The sequence below is a fragment of the Salinivibrio sp. SS2 genome, assembly GCF_001722075.1.
In the GTDB taxonomy this organism is placed as follows: Bacteria; Pseudomonadota; Gammaproteobacteria; order Enterobacterales; family Vibrionaceae; genus Salinivibrio; species Salinivibrio proteolyticus.
In genome coordinates, this window is sequence record NZ_MEBP01000098.1 from 26,782 (window position 1) to 47,067 (window position 20,286).

A 20,286-nucleotide genomic window follows, 5' to 3' on the forward strand; every position below is an offset into this window, starting at 1 on the left:
CGTGATCCCGCTGCCTGTCTGTCTTTTCCCCTCTTTGCTACACACCTTTTCACACAAAAGCGATAACATCCTTTTAATTTTTCTTTATCGCTCTGTTACTATCGGCGTTTGACCGCCAACAATCGATTAACGCATTGGCCACCCATCGGCCCATTATAATTAACGGTTAGGTACTCATCGTTGACACTGATGTCATTGTCTACAGGCTATGCTTTGTGACAGAGAGTACCCTTTTCTCGGGACATTGCTGCCGCTCTCGCGGTGCAAATGATAATAAGGACAAACTGCATGACGAAGACAAGTCAATCGTCTCCTGATGTGCAAGACATGGTCGCGCAAGCGGATACAGGTGCGCGCTCACCTCATGGACTGCCGGGACGCATTTTATGGCTGGTACCACTTTTTTGGTCACTGTTTCAGCTATGGTATGCCTCACCTCTCCCCTTTATGCTCGATTTTGGTGTCCTCAATGACACCGAAGCACGCGCCGTTCACCTCGCTTTCGCGATGTTCTTGGCCTACACCGCTTATCCTGCATTAAAAACCTCTCCCCGCGATCGTATCCCCCTACTCGACTGGGTATTCGCCTTAGCGGGAAGCTTTGCCGCAGGGTATTTATTCTTATTTTATAACGATCTAGCTGGACGCGCCGGCGCTTATACCGACGTGGATATCACGGTCGCAGCCATTGGTATGGTGTTGATGCTTGAGGCGACCCGCCGTGCACTTGGCCCGCCATTAATGGTGGTCGCCGGTGTATTCTTGCTCTACACCTTCGCCGGTCCCTATATGCCGGATGTGATCGCACACAAAGGGGCGAGCTTAAATAAAGCCATGTCGCATCTGTGGCTCACCACCGAAGGGGTTTTCGGGGTGGCGCTGGGCGTCTCTACCTCGTTTGTATTCCTGTTTGTCCTATTCGGGGCATTACTCGATCGTGCCGGTGCTGGCGGCTACTTCATTAAAGTGGCCTTCTCACTACTCGGTCACATGCGCGGTGGCCCCGCCAAAGCCGCAGTGGTCGCGTCCGGCCTGTCCGGTTTAGTCTCGGGTTCATCAATTGCCAACGTAGTGACTACCGGGACCTTTACCATTCCCTTGATGAAACGTGTAGGTTTCCCGAGCCATAAAGCCGGCGCGGTTGAGGTAGCCGCCTCGACCAATGGCCAGCTCACCCCACCCATTATGGGAGCTGCAGCATTCTTGATGGTGGAATACGTGGGGATTTCCTACGTCGAGGTGATCAAAGCCGCACTGCTTCCTGCACTGATCTCTTACATTGCCCTAATTTACATCGTGCACTTAGAAGCGTGTAAGGCTGGGATGCAGGGCCTACCGCGCCGCCACACCAGCACCTTGCTACAAAAACTGTTCTCATTTATGACCGTGTTTGTGGGCTTACTGGTCCTCAGCGCTGCGGTCTATTACGGTATCGGTTGGACCAAAGATGTATTCGGTGCCATGGCAACCGTTATCATTGGCCTGCTGACACTAATCGCTTATGTGCTGTTGGTGCGCTATTCCGCTCAGTACAAATCCGAAGCGGCAGAAGACCCTGCTGCTGCCGATTTGTCTGAGGTACCAGAGCCGGGCCCAACCGTACGTTCTGGCTTGTACTATTTGTTGCCTATTGGCGTATTGGTTTGGTGTTTGACCGTCGAACGCTTCTCACCGGGTTTGTCCGCATTTTGGGCGACCGTGTTTATGATCTTTATCATTCTCACCCAGCGCCCGCTGATTGCTTACTTCAATCAACGGACCAACTTTAAAGAAGAAATCCGCGACGGTGTGGTCGATCTGGCCGAAGCCTTTGTGACCGGTGCGCGTAACATGATTGGTATCGGTGTTGCCACCGCAGCTGCGGGGATTGTGGTGGGTACCGTCACCCTCACTGGCATCGGTCTAGTGATGACGGACTTTGTCGAGTTTATCTCCGGCGGCAACATCTTCTTGATGCTGCTGTTTACCGCGGTCATCAGCTTGCTATTGGGGATGGGTCTACCGACTACCGCCAACTATATCGTGGTCTCCACGCTGATGGCGCCCGTGATTGTTACCTTAGGCGCACAACAAGGGCTGATCATTCCGTTGATCGCGGTACACTTGTTCGTATTCTACTTTGGTATCCTTGCCGATGACACGCCACCGGTCGGCTTGGCCGCCTTTGCCGCGGCGGCCATTGCTAAATCCGACCCGATACGTACCGGTGTGCAGGGCTTTACCTACGACATCCGTACCGCCATCCTGCCGTTTATGTTTATTTTCAACACCCAGTTGTTGTTGCTAGACCTAGAGGGCCCTATTCACCTGATCTTAACCGTGGTGTCGGCAACCATCGCAATGCTGGCTTTTTCCGCCGCAACACAAGGGTGGTGGCTCACTAAGAATAAATGGTGGGAAACCGCACTGCTTCTAGTGATCACCTTCTCGCTCTTCCGCCCTGGCTTTTGGTGGGACGAAGTATACCCACCGACCACCAGCTATCCGGGCACTGAGTTAGTGCGTATCGCTGGCACCTTGCCTGAAGGCGAGCCGTTACAGCTTGAAGTGGAAGGGGAAAACTTCTTTGGAGAGCAGATAGCGAAACATGTCGTGCTCCCCATCGATCACAGCTTGGAAAGCGGCGAAGCACGCGTCAGTGACACAGGCCTCATGCTCCGTGAAGAAGATGGCAAACTTTTGGTAGATATGATTCAGTTTGGCAGTGATGCAGACAAAGCAGGCATCGATTTTGACTGGCAAATCAAAGCCGTGACTGTCGACAATGTCCGCCCATGGAAAGAATGGGTCTTCGTGCCAACTTTGTTGCTCTTGGCATTACTCGGCTGGAATCAACGCCGTCGCATTCGCCAAGCCTAGTGTTAAGGGCACGTGTTTTACCGCGTGCCCTTTTCTTTTTTAGACCGTAAAGGATATCGCTATGTATAAACACATCTTGGTTCCGGTTGACCTCAATGATGAGAGCTTTGCTGACAAGGCCGTCGATCATGCCGTCTGGCTGGCCAGCCAATCTGGCGCAAAAATACACCTACTGACTGTGCTGCCGGGCATTCATAATTCGATGGTGGCCTCTTATTTCCCGGAAGACGCCGCCAACAAAATGAAACGCGATATGAAGCGAAACTTACAAGGCTTTGCGGATAAATACGTGCCAAAAACTATCGCCTGTGAGGTGTCGATCGCGGAAGGAAAGCCTTACAAGGGGATCATTAAAACCGCCGAGCGTATTGGCTGCGATCTCATCGTGATGCCAAGCCACAAACGTTCACGTGTCAATAAGATGATGCTCGGCTCCGTCGCCGCCAAAGTGCTCGAAGGGGCGACAGTGCACGTGATGGTACTCAAACCTTAGTGTGTAGTGCTCAGGCATGCCTACGCTTGCCTGAGCGCCGTTCATCGTTCGCGTTGATCATAGCCCCAACGTGGTACCAGCTGTTGCTCTGCGCCGATATGATCCAAAATACGCGCCACCATAAAGTCGACGAGATCGTCTATTGACTGGGGTTGATGATAAAAACCCGGCGCAGCTGGCATAATCGTCACCCCCATTTGCGACAGCTTGTGCATGTTCTCAAGATGCAAGGTCGAAAATGGCGTCTCACGCACCACCAACAGAAGTTGTCCGCGCTCTTTGAGCACCACATCCGCCGCCCGTTCAATCAAGTTATCGGACAAACCATGCGCAATCGACGCCAATGAACCGGCGGAGCAAGGGCATACCACCATTTGCTTCGGTGCCGCTGACCCTGAGGCAACTGGCGAAAACCAATCCTCTTTGCCACACACCACTAGCTTATCCGTGTTGCACTGTAAATGTTCCACCAATACCTTTTTGGCCGCGTCAGGCCCGGCAGGCAATTTCAGGCCATGTTCGGTGGCTAACACCACACGTGCTGCCGATGAGATCAATAAGAAAACCTGATAATCCTGTGCAAGCAGGCATTCGAGCAAACGTAGCCCGTATGGCGCGCCAGATGCACCTGTCCACGCCAGTGTGATGCGTTTATCCGCCATGCTTTTCCCCTTTATCGCCGAGCGCGTTAAGCAGCTTGTCGTGAATACCACCAAAGCCACCATTACTCATCACCAACACGGTATCGCATGCTTGGGCTTGCTCACATAAAGCGGTTACCAACCCATCAATATCGGCATGAATATGCGCCGGCTGCTCGCAGCTATCCACCACCGCTTCAAGCGACCAATCCAGTCCTTGGGGTTGGAACAAGAACACTTGGTCAGCACGAGCCAACGACGCCGCCAGCGTGTCTTTGTGAACCCCTTGCTTCATGGTATTGGAACGTGGCTCTAACACCGCCAGAATACGGCCATTACCGACTTTCGCACGTAACCCCTCAAGGGTCAGTCGGATCGCCGTCGGGTGATGAGCAAAGTCATCATACACAGTGACACCGGCTTGCTCGCCGCGCCACTCAAGACGTCGCTTGGTATTGATAAAGGTCTCAAGCGACTGACAGGCTAAGTCAGGCGTCACGCCCACATGACGCGCTGCCGCAATGGCCATTAACGCATTACGCACATTATGATCGCCAACCAAGTCCCAGTTCACATCCCCAACATGCTCGCCGGCAAAATACACCGAAAAATGATTGCCGGCTGGATCTTTTTTCACCGTCTGCCATTGTCCATCTGGTCCTGCATAAACGCATTCACTCCAGCACCCCATGGCAAGCGTCTCTGCGACATTGGCATCGTCCGAGGGCGCAATGATTTGCCCAATCCCCGGCACAGTTCGCACCACATGGTGGAATTGCTTTTGAATCGCGGCCAAATCATCAAATATGTCGGCATGGTCGAACTCAAGGTTGTTGATCACCAAGGTTTTCGGTTGGTAATGAACAAACTTGGAGCGTTTATCAAAAAACGCGCTGTCATATTCATCGGCTTCTACCACAAAAAATGGGCTATCGCCCAATCGTGCCGAGCCATTAAAATTCCCCGCGACACCGCCAATCAAGAAACCAGGCGCGTAGCCGCAATCTTCTAAGATCCATGCCAACATGCTAGCGGTAGTGGTTTTACCATGTGTGCCAGAAACCGCCAGCACCCAGCGGTCTCGTAATAAGAAATCATGCAACCATTGCGGGCCTGACGTATACGGTAAGCCTTGGTTTAGTACCGCCTCAACACAGGGATTGCCACGACTCATTGCATTACCAATCACCACAAGGTCCGGAGCGGGGGCAAGCTGAGCCGCATCATAACCTTCGATAATCTCAATACCCTGAGAGTCGAGTAACGTACTCATCGGGGGGTAAACATGGCTATCAGAGCCGGTCACCCTGTGCCCCAATTGTTTTGCGAGCATCGCGGCGCCACCCATAAAGGTGCCGCAGATGCCGAGAATATGAATATGCATAGCGTTCACTGTGTTGTATTGGTTACTCAGCCATCCGGCATAAGGCTGTCATTATGCCTTGGATTGGCGCTTGGGTCTTATCGCTTGCGTACATCTGACATGGTTTTTATGTGGCGATCACACTTCCCTTGCTCCATGTATTTCTTCAGTACGATTAAAAAGTCGCTGGCGCTAGAATATCCGCGATTTTAAGAGGCAGCTGACTGCCCATGTATCCGATTGCATCAGAAAGAAAGTTCATCATCATTAAGGATTGAGAATGCCCGACATTAAGACACTCGGCGAGTATATTGTTGAGAAACAGCACGCCTTCCCGCACGCCAGCGGTGATTTATCTTCTCTTCTCGCCTCCATCCGTCTGGCCGCCAAAATTGTTAACCGTGAAGTCAACAAAGCCGGTCTGGTCGATATTGCCGGCGCGATTGGCACAGAAAACGCACAAGGCGAAGAGCAGCAAAAGCTCGATGTCTACGCCAACGAAAAGTTTAAAGCCGCCATGGAAGCCCGCGACCACGTCTGTGGTGTCGCCAGTGAAGAAGAAGACGAAGCGGTTATTTTCAACAAGCAACTCAACCGCAATGCCAAGTATGTGGTCCTCATCGACCCACTGGATGGCTCCTCTAACATTGATGTGAATGTGTCTGTTGGCACCATTTTCTCTATCTACCACCGCGTATCGCCGGTGGGTACTCCCCCCACCGAGGAAGACTTCTTACAGCCCGGCCACCGCCAAGTGGCTGCCGGTTACGTCATTTACGGCTCATCAACCATGTTGGTTTACACCACAGGCGATGGCGTGCACGGTTTTACCTATGACCCGTCGCTTGGGCTATTCTGCTTGTCGCATGAAAACATGACCATTCCCCAAGACGGTAACATCTACTCGATTAACGAAGGGAACTACATCAAATTCCCACAAGGCGTCAAAAAATATATCAAGTACTGTCAAGAAAACGTCCCTAATGAGAAGCGTCCCTACACCTCACGCTATATTGGCTCTTTGGTCGCGGACTTTCACCGCAACCTGCTAAAAGGCGGTATTTACTTATACCCCAGCACACTCGCGTATCCAAACGGCAAGCTACGCTTGCTTTACGAGTGCAACCCAATGGCGTTTATTATTGAGCAAGCTGGTGGTAAAGCGACCGATGGTACCCAGCGCATCATGGATATCGATCCGAAAGAGCTGCACCAACGCGTGCCTTTCTTTGTCGGCTCAAGCAATATGGTGGACAAAGTCGGTGAATTCCTCGAACGCTACCCCGATCACGACGATAACTAGGTGCAGTAAGACGGTGAGATTTCACCGCAAATCATGATTAAGAGGCGACCACGGCGGTCGCCTCTGTTATTTTCACGCTCGGTGGTTATAATTGGCACACACTTTTTTGATAAACAAAAGGACATCCCATGAGCCTGAACCAGGTCCCAGCGGGCAAAGATCTGCCTGAAGATATTTATGTGGTGATTGAAATTCCTGCCAACGCCGATCCAATCAAGTACGAAGTCGACAAAGACAGCGGCGCCGTATTCGTTGATCGCTTCATGGCAACGCCTATGTTCTACCCATGTAACTATGGCTATGTAAACCACACCTTGTCTTTGGACGGCGACCCAGTTGACGTGCTGGTTCCAACCCCATTCCCATTGGTACCCGGCTCAGTGATCCGCTGCCGCCCTGTTGGTGTGCTGAAAATGACCGACGAGTCTGGTGAAGATGCCAAAGTGATCGCGGTACCGCACAGTAAGCTGACCAAAGAGTACGATCACGTGAAAGACGTGAACGACCTGCCTGAGCTGCTAAAAGCACAAATCACGCACTTCTTCGAGCGCTATAAAGAGCTAGAAGCCGGCAAGTGGGTGAAAGTAGACGGTTGGGAAGATGCCCAAGCGGCAAAAGACGAAATCCTGTCTTCATTTGAGCGCGCGCAAAAATAATCGTGCCATCGCCATGAAGCTAAAAGCCCGCGTCAACACGCGGGCTTTTTTCTATTTTATTTCAAACTGATAGAGCAGATCCACCGCCTGATCGACACCGGATACCGCTTCCAGGTAGAGATCTTTCATCAATCGATAGCGCACCGTGAACACCCCTATCGCATCAAAGATCCCCACCCCATACTTCACTTCCAAGTCAGGCAGAATATATCCCGAGACCTCGACTTTTTGTTCATCGCCGGCACCAGAGGTATCGAGAGTCAGATCCTCGACCCCAAACGCCTGACCAATCTCGCCCACCAGTTTGCCACTTTGCGCCAAGCCCAAACCAATCAGCATCGAGGTCATATTGGCATCACCGGCGCCAGCATCAAGCGCGCGGCCGCGTAACAAGTATGACAAGGCATTGGCCTGTGAACCGGCCGGATCCATAAATACAGTCGCCACCGGCTCATCGGCAGGCCCTGTGAGTCGGATCCCCGCGACCACATCGCCCTCAGTGCGCTCGGGATTACGAATCGCTTCGACTTGCAAATACGGCTGGTCCACGGGGCCATTAAATAAGATCTCCCCTTTACGGATAATCAAATCTTGTCCAAATGAGCGATAGGTCCCTTCCAGCAAGCTCACGTTGCCGACAATCAAGGCGCCTTTGCGGTTATTCTTAATGTTAAGTTCACCTGCCAAACGCGACTTCAAGCCAAACGCTGCCAGCCGTACTTCATCGCCAAGCACTAAGCGCACATCCGTGACCAAATTAAAGGGAACCGCGTCTTTTTGTTCCGCGTCTTCAGGCTCATAATTTTGATTGAGGATCACCGTATCATCCGACACAGTGACTGCCGACTCCGGCAAATGTTCCACTTCAATCCGTCCCCATGGCACCTCAATATCGCCGCGAATTGCCACTTGTTCCGGGGTTGCTGAAACCGTTAAGTCAGGCGCGACATCAAGACGGACCATCGGAGGCACATTCACCCGCAATGCATCGCCCGCGACATTCAGATTAAACAACCAATCTCTCACGGTCGGCCATCGACCCTCGCCTTTGAGGCGCAAGGTGCCATCGGGAGTAATCAGCTGACCGGTTAACTGTCCTTGCTGACCATCTAGGTTGACCGTCACCTGTCCGTCATTAACATCAACCGGCGATGATAGCCCTTTCACACGTAATGCGCTGATATCAAGCTCGCCAAAGACTTGTGGCAATGTAATCGGGCCTTTAACGCGTAAGTTAGCATTCACTTCGCCATTAACATCGGCTTGTTTGTCGCCGCCGAGTAAGGGTTCCAGTTTGGCAAGTTGCACCGCATTCACGTGCACATTCCCATCAATCGTACGTGTCGACGCTAACAGATCATTCAAGGTAAAGGCTGATGCCAGTGTGCCGCCCTCAGACAAGGTGAGTGCCAGCGCGCCTTGCAGTGCATCTTGATGCCAACGCGCATTGAGGTTGGCATGCTGCCAGCCAATCACCAGTGGCGTGTCGGCCTGCTGGCGCAGATTGCCATCCGCGATATCAATCGAAGCTTGCACATCCGGCGAGGCGTCAGGCTGCCAGCGCGCATGCACCGCGGCATTGGCACGTGTATCAAGTTGCCATTCCGGCGGTAAGAAGGCAGCGATTTGCGCCGCTTCAAAGCCTTCAATTTTAGCGACGACATCACCTTGCTCGCCGATTGTCGCCGGTTGCGATAAGCACAAAGACGTTGATTGCCACTGCCAACAATGTTCGCCAACCTCGGTTTGCATATCAGCGAAACTAAACGCAATGGGTGCCGCACTTTGCTGCACAATATCGCCAAGATCGTCCACGTTCACTGATGTATTAAGCAACCGCCCTTTCCAGCCTGTCTCTCGCGCTAGCGCGCCTTCAATACGTAACGCGCCAGACGCCGGTGCCCCTTGCCAGCGCACATCTAGCTGATGAGCCGCTTCATCACCGCGCACAGTTAAATCGAGGTTATCCAAGCGCGCGGTTTGATAGCGCCCGCCCAATACCGACACCGTCAAATCACCACCCAAGCGGTCTTTCACGGCCAGATCACCGTCTACCGTTAGCTGATTAATGCGCACATCTTGCCAACGCAATTGCTTAGCATGAATCGCCAACTTTGCGGTTGGCTGCGTAAACGGCCCGCTTAGTTTCGCATCGCCGCGGATCACACCAGTGAACATGGGCAAGGATTGCGATAAGTTGGCAATATCGACCGACAGTCCCATTTGCCACTCATCACGCACTTGTCCTTGCGCCGTCACTTGGTTAGGGCCGTGTGACAGCGTCAATCCCGGTGTCGACACGCTCGGTTGACCATCGCCATCACGATCATGCGCGTTAAGCGCGCCCGCGACCGCTAGTGGCAGTTTTTGCAACTCCCCATGCACCACCAACGTAGGCACAGATACCTCCCACCCGCCTTGGGCCGTTAAGCGGCCACGATGGCTGATTGCGCCGGTTAGATCTCCTGTGATCTCTGGCCATTGCCGCTGAGGTTGGATGTTGGCAAAGCCTAACTCGGCTTGCCAAAAAGGTACGCTGGACCAATCCACGCTGGCACGACCGGCCACCTTACCTCCAAGCGTATTAGCTTCAAGCTGCGAGAGAGTCAGCGCCGTTAGATTGCCTTGGCCGGTTAAATTCAGCTGGGTGGTCGGAATCTCAGGGCCCTCGACGCCGGTTTGTAAACCGAGCTGATAGTCGGACAAATCCCCATCGGCGTGAAAGTGTAGCTCGCGTAATGCCGCGATCGCTTCCCCCGTCAGCGGCCAAGCCAAGGCTGTGCTCTGCAACTGCACCGCAAAAGGTAAGTTTGCCGCCAGCAGGTTTACCTCTCCTTCCAGCGTCGCCGTCACCGGTCCGCGCGCGATCGCGTTTAGCTCAAGCGCGGCCAGGCTTCCAGAGGCCGACAGTGATAAAGCTTGGCCTTGAAGCGGGGAAAGATTACTGGTCAACTGGGCTTGTAAGGTAAGTGGGTACTTACCTTCAAGTGTAATGTCACCTGCAAGGCTTGCCGTGCCTTGGGGGGCGGTCACCGAGAAACTATCAATAGTCACCGCACTGCCTCGAACGCTACCCGCCAAAGATAACGCTGAGAGGGTTTGTACTGTGCCCGCTTCAATACGCGTATCTTGCAAGCGAAGCTGCTCCACCTCGATAGCCAGCGGCAGCGCCACCGTGGGTAATTCCAGTCCCGGATAATGCCATGACGGGCTTGCCACCGCGCCATCCGGTTTACCGACCGCTTGGTCGGTGTTTTCTTGAGACTCGGTGTCACTCGGCAGGCTCACCACCAGCTGCTGCCAATCGGTCGGCGATAGGGTTAAGGTGTCGCCAACAAAATGCACGCCCCCTTGCAGTTGATGCCAACTCACCGACTGCTCGGCAACCTGAATCGCCACATCCTTAAAGGCAAAGGCATTGATATGAATAGGCAACGGCGCTTGGATTGCCGGCGTGGATACGTCTTGCGAGGATGCATCCTCCTCACTCGCCGGCAAATCAATATCGAGCGTGACCCCCTCGGCGGCCAATTGATCAATACAAAGCGCAGGCGTCAGTAAGCACTTACCTTGGATAACAAGCTTTAGCTGCTTGGCATTCAGTTGCAGCTGCGCATCATCATAGCGCACCCCTTGCAGCACAAAACCGGTGAGTAGACTGCCGTCGGCCTCATCGACTGATAGGCCAGGTAGCGCTTTCTGCGCGCCCCACAGCCCAAACTGCAAGCCCACAGGTGTAAAAAGTGCGGCCGCTACCAACCCCACCAAAGAAAAAATACTGATTAACGCAATAAACGTTAGCCTGACTAACCAACGACTCATAACTCAGGCCCTAGCGTAAGGTGTATACGAAAATCATCATCGTCATTATCAAAGCCACGCGCAACATCAAGACGAATCGGGCCTACCGGCGATGACCAGCGAATACCGGTACCAGCCGCACGCTTCCACGATAAATTGTGGGTCCACGCGTCACCACCATCAGCAAATAGTGCCCACCACCAGTTGCCTCCCAGACGATACTGATATTCCAACGTACCGGTTAACATGTAACGTGCGCCACTGAGCTGACCGCTGTCATCGACAGGCGACACGGTCTCGTAGCCATAACCGCGAATACTGTTATCGCCCCCGGCGAAAAAGCGTAACGATGGCGGCGCTTCACTAAACTCTTCAGAAATCAGAGCACCACCATCAACACGCAATAAGCCGCGATGGTTTTTATTGAGACTGCGAATCCACGCACTCCGCCCTTGCAAGCGCACCAAACTAATATCGGACAGCCAAATCGGATCGGCCGCTTCCAATGTAATGGATTGTTTGTCTCCCCAATGCGGCATTAATCCACCGCGAGCGCGGGTTCGAGTAAAATTGATCCCAGGCAGCACCACGCTGACGCTATCTTCATCTTGCCCTTGGGTGTAGTCCTCATAAAGCCAGCGTAACGAGACACTGCGTTGCCAGCCGGTATCATACAGCCAATGCCTGGAAATCGAGGTCGATACCTCGAGGCTGGAGGTATCGCGTTGTTCGGTATTTTGTAACCCTAACTGCACTTGATAATACTCGCGGGAAACATCCTCCAAGGGAACCTTGTAGGTCGAGGTCAACGTCTGCTCGGGCTCAGAAATCGCCAGTGATGTGGTGATACTGTGACCGCGTGAGTTATACCAAGGCTTGCGCCAATTAAACTTGAGCCGCGGGCCAATATCGGTGGAATACCCGACCCCAGTTTCAAACTTGTTGCGTGCTTCAGGGGTCAGCGTCACCTTGATCGGTACTTCAGTGTCCTCAGCTTCTTCCATGTCCGCTTGGACTAGCGCACTGGAAAACCACCCGGTGTTGGCAAGGGCTTGGTTAAACTCACCCAATGCCGAGACCTGATACGGATCGCCCGGTGAAAAGCCACGTAAGGTATCAAGACGCTGCAACTGAATTTGCGCACCTTGGTAGCGAATCGCGCCGAAGTGGTAACGCTTGCCACTGGCAAAGTGCAAACGAATAAACGCTTGTTGGCGGGTGGGAGAGACTTCGAGACGTGTTTGCGTAAAACGACCATCAAAGTATCCCTTTTTCACCGCCAAGCTTTGGATTTGGCTTTTCAGGGATTCATAGTCTCCGTGGTTAAGAATCTCGCCCGGTTGCGGCCCGTCAGCCTTGAGAGCATGAAAATCGTCATCCATGCCCGCCTCACCGCTAAACACCACATCCACTTGTGCCAAGCGCACAGGTTTGCCCGGATCAACCTTGACCTCCAGCGTAGCGTCTCCGTCCATTCGCGTAGTGATCTTAGGCTGATAAAACCCCACCGCTTGCAGCGCTTTACGCACATCCTGCTCAACGCGGGCAATAAAGCGGTAGGAACCGTCCCGTTCTTCTGGAGCAATCGCGGCTAAATAGGTCTCGACGTTGTCTTGTGCAATACCATCGAGCCCTTCAATATCAATGTCGACTTCCGCATGGGCGATGCTAGACATCACGCTGATAGCGATCGCGAATAGGGGGAATAGCCGTATATTCATGCAGTGAGATCCAATACCCGGGTGTCGCCCGGCTAAATTGATGATATCTTGCCATATTACGTGTTGAGCGGGGCAGGATGCCAGCATCATGTTGATGACAAGATGCGGAATCCATGCCTGTACGCCAACCCACTGACGCGCACAGCAGTCCGCTTTGCGCTTTTACACCACAGCAGTCAAAGGATGCCTATGTCGATGCAATCTTCCTTTACCCAACCCGAGAATGCGATAGCCGATCGCACCGACCCGATTGTTCCAGCCGAACCGCACGCGGTATTTAATCAGCCTATCACGGCCACCCCCGCGGCCGGTCAAAAACAGGTTATTTTTGGCATGGGCTGTTTTTGGGGTGCCGAACGCAAATGGTGGCAACAGCAGGGTGTCGTGATGACCTCGGTCGGATACTGTGGCGGCGTCACCCAACATCCGCGTTATCAAGACGTATGCACGGGAAAAACCGGCCATGCCGAAGTGGTCAATGTGATTTTCGACCCGTCCGTGGTGAGTTTAGACACCCTACTGGCGGTGTTCTGGGAAAACCACGATCCGACCCAAGGCATGCGTCAAGGCAATGACATTGGCCCGCAATATCGTTCCGCGATTTACTATTGTGATCCGGCGGACCAAGCCAGCGTCGAGGCAAGTCTGGCGACCTATCAAGCGGCATTGAGAGAGGCCGGCAAGTCCGATGCAGTCACCACTGAGATCGCACCGGCTGGCGCGTACTACTTTGCTGAAACTGACCACCAGCAGTACCTACACAAAAACCCTCAAGGCTACTGCGGCTTAGGTGGCACAGGTGTGTGTTTCCCACCACAATAAGCCTTTGGCAATTAACCACTGCTAAATGGCTAGGCGTAAAAAAACACGTCCGTTTGGACGTGTTTTTTAGTGTGGCGATGTTTATGCGGTAATGGCCATGGCTTTAATTTCTTTATTCACCTCAGTCATCACCGACAGTGCACGTCTATCACTATGCCCGGGCGGCAGTAAACGTCCACCATCAAACTCAAACGCGCCTACACCTTCAATATAGAGTCGGCCCTTAAAAAATCGTTTCACATACCGCGCAATCTGGGTTGGCCGATATTGACGAAAGATTCTAAGCATAAGGATCCCTTTCTTGTTCTCAAAGTCTGTCTAAGCAGACCGAAACGGCAATTCATTTCTTTCACAGCCACGATGACCGTATGATATTGCCACCTTGGAGCGCCGAATATTATCTGGCAATCTCCGCGTATAAAGCTAAGCAAGCAAAGTGCCACCTCAATAAGATGGCAATCACAGCATTAGAGCCTGCTTGCGAACAGAAGTTCCCGATTTAGATAAATACGTTTTGCAGCGCAAGTTCGATCGACGCAGAAAAGTCCGATCTTGCGCACGGATTAACCTTTGCCACTTGGCACAACTCACCGTCTGGCGTAACCATAGATAACTTGGCACCTGATGCCAAATAATGACCACAGACATGGATGATAAAGAATGAAAAAGACCACCCTACTTGCTCTCACCTTTGCGCTATTCACAGGCACCAGTTGGGCGCATACGATCCAAAATGGTGCACCTTTACCTTCAGCCAAAGTCGCCGAGCACGGCGAGCTGACCTTGAATGGCGACGATATTGTTTATCAAGCTTGGCAAACCGAACAATTGCCGGGCAAAGTACGCGTGATCCAAGCCATCGCCGGACGCAGCAGCGCCAAAGAAATGAATGCCCCCTTGATGGAAGCCATCACCGCCGCAGACTTTGACGACTCTCGTTACCAAACCACCACCATCATTAATCAAGATGATGCGATTTGGGGCACCGGCGGCTTTGTCAAATCGTCAGCAGAAGACAGTAAGCGGGATTTTAGTTGGTCCTCAATTGTGCTCGACGAAAACGGCAGTGTCGCACAGGCGTGGCGCTTAAAAGAAGAAAGCTCGCTGATCGCGGTACTCGACGACCAAGGCACGGTGCGTTTTGTCAAAGAGGGCAAATTAAGTCCCGACGAAGTGAACCAAGTGATTAGCTTAGTGACTCAACTGGTCAATCAATAGTGCCACGCGCGGGCAAAGCCCGCGTTTTTCAACACTTGGCGTCGATGGTTATAATTGTTATGTTATTACATTACTTTTGAAGGTGTGGATGCCTGCATGACTCGGCCATTGATCGTCCATTTGCTGTTGATTGTCATACTCAGCCAATCTGGGCTGTGGGCGCGTCATCACCTCGATACCTTCACGCCCACACATCACAGCGAACATTGCAGCCTCTGTCATTTGGCGCCTCCCGCACTGATCGCGTATGCGGTCTCAGCGCCTGCCCCCACTTATATCGTCAACGAGATTATTGCACTCTCAAAGCCAGCTCAGGCTTACCACATCGCCATTGCCTTTTCGGCACGCGACCCACCTAGTCGAATAAATACCGCAATGATTTAACCCATTTATTCACTAGGAGAACCCAATGAAAACGCGTTTTTTACCCAATGTTATCGCCATGGCTATCGCAACCGCGTCCACAGCCACATTTGCTGACGAAGCCAACTATCAGTCGTTCGATGCCCATGTGCACGGTGAAGTCACCGCAAGCCTTGCCCAAGACGGTGAGCGCGTGCTGATTGAACTGACCGCACCCGGCCATGATGTGGTTGGGTTTGAGCACCACCCTAAAAACGCCAAGGATCAGCAAACGCTCGAAGATGCTTATGCGCTGCTGCGTGATGGCGGGAAACGCTTCCAGCTTGCTGAAGCGGCGAATTGCCAGCTGGTCGACGTCAAGGTAACGAGCAGCTTTGAAGACCATGACCACAAGCATGAGCATGAGCATGAGCATGAGCACAGTAGCATTCACGGTGAAGATGGCGAAGATGGCCACGCCCATCGTGACGGTCGCGATGGCCGAGACGGCAAAGATGCTCATCATGAGGATCATGGTGACCACCATGATCACAGCCACCATGCGCATGAGGACCATCATGATCACGACAAGCATGATGATCATCATGGGCATGATCACGGTAACCACAACACCTTATCGGCAAACTACCAATTCGTTTGCCAAAACCCGCAAGCCTTCACCGAATTGCAAACTGATTGGTTTAGCCTATTCCCCAACACAGAAACCATCAAAATTCAGGCCTTTACTGATGACAAGGTCTGGGTCGAAACCTTGAATCGTGCCAAGTCGCACATCCAGTGGTAGTGAACAAGGAGGCGGGGCGCATCCAGCGCCCCTGTCAGGCATGATAACCATCGAACAACTACGTTTTACTTGGCCAGCTCAGCCGCAACCGATCTTAGATATCGATAGCTTTGCGGTCGGTGAGGGCGAGCATGTATTTTTAAAAGGCCCCAGTGGCAGCGGGAAATCCACGCTACTGAGCCTGATTGCAGGCATTCATACCCCACAATCGGGAACGCTAACGGTCAATCATCAAGCGCTTACCGCACTGAATGATCGCCAACGGGATCAGTTCCGTGCCAACCATATTGGTTATATTTTTCAGCAATTTAATCTGCTGCCTTATTTGTCGGTGATCGATAATGTCACCGTTCCGCTGCGCTTTTCTCACACGCGGCGTCAGGCACTCAGCCAGCCTGCACACCAAGAGGCCGCCAATTTACTCGATAAGCTGGGTCTTCCCGCACACTGTTACCATCAGCCAGTGACTGCGCTGAGTATCGGCCAGCAACAGCGAGTCGCCGCGGCACGGGCATTAATTGGGGCACCGGCGTTAATTATCGCTGACGAGCCGACCTCTGCGCTCGATGCGGACACCCGCAATACCTTTATTCAGTTGCTTCAAGACCGCTGCCGGGAAGCCAACAGCAGCTTATTGTTTGTAAGCCATGACAGCCAATTGGCGCCCTTGTTTGACCGCGATGTCTCGCTTCCCGCGCTTAATCGCGCCATGCATCGCGAGGAGGCCAACCAATGATTTCACTGTTAGGATTGGCAGGGCAAAGCCTCAAGAATCGCCGCGCCACCGCACTGCTTTCTTTGCTGACCGTCACCATTGCCGTGGTGCTCTTGCTCGGGGTGGAAAAAGTGCGCACCCAAGCCAAAGCCAGCTTTGCCAATACCATCTCCAACACCGATTTAATTGTCGGCGCCCGCTCCGGTCCGATCAATTTACTGCTCTATTCCGTGTTTCGCATCGGTAACGCTACCAACAATATCGGCTGGGACAGTTACCAGCGCCTTGGTGAGCATCCGGATGTGAGTTGGACCATCCCCATTTCACTGGGGGACTCTCACCGTGGCTTTCGGGTGGTTGGTACCACCAATGATTACTTTGACCATTACCAGTATGGTCAAAAGCAGCCACTGGCCTTTCGCCAAGGCGGCCCATTTTCCGGCTTGTTTGATACCGTGATTGGTGCCCAAGTGGCGAAAGAGCTGGGATACAAGATGGGCGATAGCCTGGTCATTGCCCATGGACTGGCCGACAAAGGCTTTAATCAGCATGACAACCTGCCCTTTACGGTCACCGGGATCTTGGCACCCACAGGCACCCCCGTCGACCGTAGCGTGCATGTGTCGCTCGAGGCCATCGAAGCGATTCATGTCGGCTGGGAAAGTGGCGCACGACTCGGCCAAGGCCTGACCCAAGCGCAAGCGCAACAACGCGAGTTGCAACCGGAGCAACTGACCGCGGTGATGGTGGGCTTGAAAAGCAAAATCAAAACCTTCGCTGTCCAACGTTGGGTCAACACCTATCCACGCGAACCGTTAACCGCCATCATGCCTGGCATTGCCTTGCACGAGCTATGGGACATGATGCGAGTTGGCGAACAAGCCCTGCTGGTGATCTCTGGCTTTGTGGCCGTCGCGGGGCTGTTGGGTATGCTCTCAAGCCTGCTCACTAGCTTGAATGAACGTCGACGAGAAATGGCAATCTTACGTGCGATGGGCGCGCGCCCTTTGCATATTATTTTGCTTCTGGTCAGTGAGGCGGTCGCGATCACCCTTGCGGGAATCGTCGTTGGCGTGCTCCTACTTTATGGTGGACTCGCGCTGGCGCAGCCCTATATTCTCAGTGAATTTGGCTTGTTCTTGCCAGTCGACTGGCCGTCTTCTTACGAGCTATCACTGATGGCCGGTGTATTGGTCGCTGGCTTTATCGTGGGATTAATTCCGGCTTGGCGCGCCTACCAACAGGCGCTCGCCGATGGCATGACAATTAAGGTATAACAGATGAAAAAACGAATAATGCTCGGGCTTATTGCCTTACTGAGCGGTGTGTTGAGCTCGCCTTCGTGGGCGAGCAATGAACCACTCAAACTGGATTGGATTGATTTGGTTCCTGAGCACGAACGTGCTCAATTCGACAGTCGGGGTATGCCGGAAATCAATCACGACGGTGAAAACCCGCAAAGCTTAGTTGGCTCGGTTCGCCCAGAGCTCAATAACAGCCAAGTCAAAATTCCCGGCTTTGTGATCCCACTGGAAGGCGACGATAAAGTGGTCACGGAATTCCTGCTGGTGCCCTTTCTTGGCGCCTGTATTCATGTTCCACCCCCACCCCCGAATCAGATAATTTATGTAAAGTTTGCTGGCGGTGCGCCGATTCAACAGTTATGGGATGTGGTTTATGTCGAAGGCACGCTGAAAACCGAACATGTCAGCCATGACTTGGCAGAAGTGGGTTATGTGCTACAAGGCACACAATTAACTGACTACGACGACGAATAAATCCCTATCAATCAGTGAGCCCGATCGGCGCACACGATATTGTCAGGCAATATAATGAGACAAGATCGCCAGTGCGCCTATGTACACGGCAATCAACAGCAGATTGATGGGGTTGAGTTTTTGCTTACGCACACGCATCCCTACACTTGATTGTTAACGCTCATAATGTTAACAAATTTAATCTTTAATTAACATATTTGCCAGCATTAAATTTTGCTGACAATCAGTGTGAGACGCGCATGGCAGAGCAAGACAAACCCGTAGTCATCGATGCCCATCCCGATAAACGGCAACATCAGGAACATAATTGTAAAGAAGACGCCGATCTTCGCGGTAGTAAAGGGCGGCTAAAAGCGATTGCCAGTGAGTATCACGTCGATGCGCGCCTGCAAGAGGTCGAACAAGAAGATCTCGCTCATCGCAGTGCCAACCGACAACGCCATGTGATGCAAAAGCAGCAAGCGAATCTCGAAGCCATCATCGCACTCACCTACGATCAATGTCACAGCGAAACCGCCCACACTCCCGACCCTGATTGGCTGGTTCGCTTTTTCGATTTAGCCCGTAATATTCACGGCCACGCGATGCAGCAATTGTGGGCGAAAATCCTCAAACACGAAATGCTCCGCCCCGGCAGCACCTCGATTAAAGCCCTGACCATTCTCGAAACCATGACGCAACGTGAAGCGCAAGCACTGCAACGCGCTTGTGCCTTATCCAGCACGTTTGGGCAAGACAGCACTAAAAAGCTAGTCACCGGCTTTCGCCGCCGCCAAGGCTTGGTGCAACTGCTACGCCCAGAGCCGCCCCATAAGCTTTCGCTGGGGCACTATCAACTGTCTTATACCGACTTAATGTTATTGATGGACTTGGGGCTGATCCTGCGCACTGAGCTCGAATCCGGCGTGATTGAAATGCAACCAGCGATGCCGTTTAAACTGCAAGACACCCAATACATGCTTACCCCGCTCCACAAAGGGATGCGTCTTTATTACTACCGCTTTAGTCCCACCGGCCATGAGCTAGCAAAACTGGTCGGTAAACGCGTGCATCCCGATTACCACCACGCCATTTGTGAATTACTCGCCGAAGGCTTTGAGATGCACAGCGATGTGGGTGATACGGTCAACACTCACGCTTAATCTGACAGACGCAATACCCCGCGCTCACGCAATACGTGAAGACAGGTCGCCACATGCTCGGCGACGCTGTGATCACCGCTTAAATGGATAGCCGGTGTTTGCGGTGGTTCATACTCTGACGATATGCCGGTAAACGCAGGGATCTCGCCGGCACGTGCCTTTTTGTACAGCCCTTTGGGGTCGCGCTGCTCACACACCGCCAGCGGCGTATCGACAAAGACTTCAATAAACTGCCCCTCTGGCAAACGCTCGCGCACCATCTCTCGCTCAGCGCGAAACGGTGAGATAAAGGCACTCAAGACAATCAGGCCCGCATCGGTCATCAACTTGGCCACTTCACCAATTCGACGAATATTCTCGCGCCTGTCTTGATCGGAAAAACCCAGATCGCGACATAGGCCATGGCGAATATTATCGCCATCTAGCAAATAGGTATGGTGTCCTTCGGCGACCAAGGCCGCCTCTAGCGCCCCAGCGATAGTCGATTTGCCCGAGCCAGATAAGCCGGTAAACCAAAGCACCACAGGTTGCTGCTGTTTTTGTTCACTGCGCTGGGCTTGGTCAACATGATGTTGATGCCAGATCACATTGGGATCGGTTGGCGCAGATACAGTGTCAGTCATGAAA

The 20,286-nt window shown here is 52.8% G+C and carries 18 protein-coding genes; 12 read left to right on the top strand and 6 right to left on the bottom strand.

Annotated elements, in window-relative coordinates; all coding sequences use genetic code 11:
• Positions 1-288 precede the first annotated feature (288 nt).
• Both BGK46_RS12110 and BGK46_RS12115 read left to right on the top strand, forming a co-directional pair.
• Positions 289-2,859, top strand: a complete 2,571-nt coding sequence (locus tag BGK46_RS12110; protein WP_069589611.1) for a TRAP transporter permease — start codon at positions 289-291, stop codon at positions 2,857-2,859.
• Positions 2,860-2,920: 61 nt separating this feature from the next.
• Positions 2,921-3,352, top strand: coding sequence for a universal stress protein (locus BGK46_RS12115; RefSeq protein ID WP_069589614.1), 432 nt, complete (start codon positions 2,921-2,923; stop codon positions 3,350-3,352).
• A gap of 41 nt (positions 3,353-3,393) precedes the next feature.
• On the opposite strand, the gene BGK46_RS12120 is transcribed toward BGK46_RS12115, so the two are convergent.
• Both BGK46_RS12120 and mpl read right to left on the bottom strand, forming a co-directional pair.
• Positions 3,394-4,014, bottom strand: a complete 621-nt coding sequence (locus BGK46_RS12120; RefSeq protein ID WP_069589616.1) for a flavin prenyltransferase UbiX — start codon at positions 4,012-4,014, stop codon at positions 3,394-3,396.
• Positions 4,004-5,377, bottom strand: a complete 1,374-nt coding sequence (gene mpl / locus BGK46_RS12125) for a UDP-N-acetylmuramate:L-alanyl-gamma-D-glutamyl-meso-diaminopimelate ligase (protein WP_069589624.1) — start codon at positions 5,375-5,377, stop codon at positions 4,004-4,006. Before mpl ends, BGK46_RS12120 begins: the two co-directional genes overlap by 11 nt.
• Positions 5,378-5,636: 259 nt before the next feature.
• On the opposite strand from mpl, the gene fbp reads away from it, so the two are divergent.
• Positions 5,637-6,659, top strand: coding sequence for a class 1 fructose-bisphosphatase (gene fbp, locus BGK46_RS12130; protein ID WP_069589626.1), 1,023 nt, complete (start codon positions 5,637-5,639; stop codon positions 6,657-6,659).
• Positions 6,660-6,787: 128 nt separating this feature from the next.
• Positions 6,788-7,315 (top strand): inorganic diphosphatase, encoded by a 528-nt coding sequence (gene ppa, locus BGK46_RS12135; protein ID WP_069589628.1) that lies wholly within the window; start codon positions 6,788-6,790, stop codon positions 7,313-7,315.
• A 51-nt stretch (positions 7,316-7,366) separates the two neighbouring features.
• Here the strand turns inward: ppa and tamB are convergent, their stop codons facing one another.
• Positions 7,367-11,137: an autotransporter assembly complex protein TamB gene (gene tamB / locus BGK46_RS12140; protein ID WP_069589630.1), complete on the bottom strand. Its 3,771-nt coding sequence runs from the start codon at positions 11,135-11,137 to the stop codon at positions 7,367-7,369.
• On the bottom strand, positions 11,134-12,837 hold the full coding sequence (gene tamA, locus BGK46_RS12145; protein WP_069589633.1) for an autotransporter assembly complex protein TamA: 1,704 nt from the start codon (positions 12,835-12,837) through the stop codon (positions 11,134-11,136). The genes tamB and tamA overlap by 4 nt, the downstream gene beginning before the upstream one ends.
• Positions 12,838-13,020: 183 nt before the next feature.
• On the opposite strand from tamA, the gene msrA reads away from it, so the two are divergent.
• The gene (gene msrA, locus BGK46_RS12150; RefSeq protein WP_069589636.1) at positions 13,021-13,659 is read left to right on the top strand and encodes a peptide-methionine (S)-S-oxide reductase MsrA; all 639 of its coding nucleotides are present in this window, start codon (positions 13,021-13,023) and stop codon (positions 13,657-13,659) included.
• An 81-nt stretch (positions 13,660-13,740) separates the two neighbouring features.
• Here the strand turns inward: msrA and BGK46_RS12155 are convergent, their stop codons facing one another.
• Positions 13,741-13,947, bottom strand: coding sequence for a DUF1107 domain-containing protein (locus tag BGK46_RS12155; RefSeq protein WP_069589637.1), 207 nt, complete (start codon positions 13,945-13,947; stop codon positions 13,741-13,743).
• 372 nt (positions 13,948-14,319) lie between these two features.
• Between BGK46_RS12155 and BGK46_RS12160 the strand changes: the two genes are divergently transcribed.
• The 7 genes from BGK46_RS12160 to BGK46_RS12190 all read left to right on the top strand — a co-directional run bounded on the left by BGK46_RS12160 (position 14,320) and on the right by BGK46_RS12190 (position 19,659).
• On the top strand, positions 14,320-14,877 hold the full coding sequence (locus BGK46_RS12160) for a YtfJ family protein (RefSeq protein WP_069589638.1): 558 nt from the start codon (positions 14,320-14,322) through the stop codon (positions 14,875-14,877).
• A gap of 96 nt (positions 14,878-14,973) precedes the next feature.
• Positions 14,974-15,261: a DUF2607 family protein gene (locus tag BGK46_RS12165; RefSeq protein WP_069589640.1), complete on the top strand. Its 288-nt coding sequence runs from the start codon at positions 14,974-14,976 to the stop codon at positions 15,259-15,261.
• 25 nt (positions 15,262-15,286) lie between these two features.
• Positions 15,287-16,024, top strand: coding sequence for a ZrgA family zinc uptake protein (locus BGK46_RS12170; RefSeq protein ID WP_069589642.1), 738 nt, complete (start codon positions 15,287-15,289; stop codon positions 16,022-16,024).
• A gap of 40 nt (positions 16,025-16,064) precedes the next feature.
• On the top strand, positions 16,065-16,760 hold the full coding sequence (locus tag BGK46_RS12175) for an ABC transporter ATP-binding protein (protein ID WP_069589644.1): 696 nt from the start codon (positions 16,065-16,067) through the stop codon (positions 16,758-16,760).
• Positions 16,757-18,016 (top strand): ABC transporter permease, encoded by a 1,260-nt coding sequence (locus BGK46_RS12180; RefSeq protein ID WP_069589646.1) that lies wholly within the window; start codon positions 16,757-16,759, stop codon positions 18,014-18,016. The genes BGK46_RS12175 and BGK46_RS12180 overlap by 4 nt, the downstream gene beginning before the upstream one ends.
• A gap of 3 nt (positions 18,017-18,019) precedes the next feature.
• The gene (locus tag BGK46_RS12185) at positions 18,020-18,517 is read left to right on the top strand and encodes a DUF3299 domain-containing protein (RefSeq protein WP_069589648.1); all 498 of its coding nucleotides are present in this window, start codon (positions 18,020-18,022) and stop codon (positions 18,515-18,517) included.
• A 239-nt stretch (positions 18,518-18,756) separates the two neighbouring features.
• A complete protein-coding gene (locus tag BGK46_RS12190) occupies positions 18,757-19,659 on the top strand; it encodes a TIGR03899 family protein (protein WP_069589650.1) in 903 nt (300 codons plus the stop codon).
• Here the strand turns inward: BGK46_RS12190 and cysC are convergent.
• Positions 19,656-20,282 (bottom strand): adenylyl-sulfate kinase, encoded by a 627-nt coding sequence (gene cysC, locus BGK46_RS12195; protein ID WP_069589651.1) that lies wholly within the window; start codon positions 20,280-20,282, stop codon positions 19,656-19,658. The genes BGK46_RS12190 and cysC overlap by 4 nt on opposite strands.
• Between the last annotated feature and the right edge of the window lie 4 nt (positions 20,283-20,286).

Excerpts from the sequence above, each read along its gene's own strand:
- BGK46_RS12110 (WP_069589611.1), top strand. The coding sequence starts at position 289 with ATGACGAAGACAAGTCAATCGTCTCCTGATGTGCAAGACATGGTCGCG.
- BGK46_RS12115 (WP_069589614.1), top strand. The coding sequence starts at position 2,921 with ATGTATAAACACATCTTGGTTCCGGTTGACCTCAATGATGAGAGCTTT.
- BGK46_RS12120 (WP_069589616.1), bottom strand. The coding sequence starts at position 4,014 with ATGGCGGATAAACGCATCACACTGGCGTGGACAGGTGCATCTGGCGCG.
- mpl (WP_069589624.1), bottom strand. The coding sequence starts at position 5,377 with ATGCATATTCATATTCTCGGCATCTGCGGCACCTTTATGGGTGGCGCC.
- fbp (WP_069589626.1), top strand. The coding sequence starts at position 5,637 with ATGCCCGACATTAAGACACTCGGCGAGTATATTGTTGAGAAACAGCAC.
- ppa (WP_069589628.1), top strand. The coding sequence starts at position 6,788 with ATGAGCCTGAACCAGGTCCCAGCGGGCAAAGATCTGCCTGAAGATATT.
- tamB (WP_069589630.1), bottom strand. The coding sequence starts at position 11,137 with ATGAGTCGTTGGTTAGTCAGGCTAACGTTTATTGCGTTAATCAGTATT.
- tamA (WP_069589633.1), bottom strand. The coding sequence starts at position 12,837 with ATGAATATACGGCTATTCCCCCTATTCGCGATCGCTATCAGCGTGATG.
- msrA (WP_069589636.1), top strand. The coding sequence starts at position 13,021 with ATGCCTATGTCGATGCAATCTTCCTTTACCCAACCCGAGAATGCGATA.
- BGK46_RS12155 (WP_069589637.1), bottom strand. The coding sequence starts at position 13,947 with ATGCTTAGAATCTTTCGTCAATATCGGCCAACCCAGATTGCGCGGTAT.
- BGK46_RS12160 (WP_069589638.1), top strand. The coding sequence starts at position 14,320 with ATGAAAAAGACCACCCTACTTGCTCTCACCTTTGCGCTATTCACAGGC.
- BGK46_RS12165 (WP_069589640.1), top strand. The coding sequence starts at position 14,974 with ATGACTCGGCCATTGATCGTCCATTTGCTGTTGATTGTCATACTCAGC.
- BGK46_RS12170 (WP_069589642.1), top strand. The coding sequence starts at position 15,287 with ATGAAAACGCGTTTTTTACCCAATGTTATCGCCATGGCTATCGCAACC.
- BGK46_RS12175 (WP_069589644.1), top strand. The coding sequence starts at position 16,065 with ATGATAACCATCGAACAACTACGTTTTACTTGGCCAGCTCAGCCGCAA.
- BGK46_RS12180 (WP_069589646.1), top strand. The coding sequence starts at position 16,757 with ATGATTTCACTGTTAGGATTGGCAGGGCAAAGCCTCAAGAATCGCCGC.
- BGK46_RS12185 (WP_069589648.1), top strand. The coding sequence starts at position 18,020 with ATGAAAAAACGAATAATGCTCGGGCTTATTGCCTTACTGAGCGGTGTG.
- BGK46_RS12190 (WP_069589650.1), top strand. The coding sequence starts at position 18,757 with ATGGCAGAGCAAGACAAACCCGTAGTCATCGATGCCCATCCCGATAAA.
- cysC (WP_069589651.1), bottom strand. The coding sequence starts at position 20,282 with ATGACTGACACTGTATCTGCGCCAACCGATCCCAATGTGATCTGGCAT.